A 507-nucleotide genomic window follows, 5' to 3' on the forward strand; every position below is an offset into this window, starting at 1 on the left:
GTCTGCGTGAGCTTCCGCTACGCGTCAGCCGCCTGAAAACCGGCACACCGCCGCGTATTGATGCGCGTACTATCGATTTCAGCGTGTTGGCTCAACAGCATGGCGATAACCCGATGCCGGTTTTCTCGTTTATGGGGAATGCTTCTCAGCATCCGCAACAGGTGCCGTGTTACATCACGCATACCAATGAGAAAACCCATGACGTGATTCGTAATAACCTCGATCGTCGCCCAATGTACGCTGGCGTGATCGAAGGGATCGGCCCACGCTACTGTCCTTCGATCGAAGACAAGGTGATGCGTTTTGCCGATCGTAACCAGCATCAGATCTTCCTTGAGCCGGAAGGACTGACCTCTAACGAGATTTACCCTAACGGTATCTCCACCAGCCTGCCGTTTGACGTGCAGATGCAGATTGTCCGTTCCATGCAGGGTATGGAGAACGCGAAGATCGTTCGCCCTGGTTACGCGATTGAGTACGATTTCTTCGACCCGCGCGATCTGAAAC

The 507-nt window shown here is 53.8% G+C and carries 1 protein-coding gene; it reads left to right on the plus strand.

The window, feature by feature from the left end:
• The coding region (locus OWC48_RS46235; protein ID WP_282525961.1) for an FAD-dependent oxidoreductase at positions 1 to 507 on the plus strand (507 nt) is incomplete at both ends.

Source organism: Bradyrhizobium sp. Arg816 (genome assembly GCF_029989365.1).
Lineage (GTDB): Bacteria > Pseudomonadota > Alphaproteobacteria > Rhizobiales > Xanthobacteraceae > Bradyrhizobium.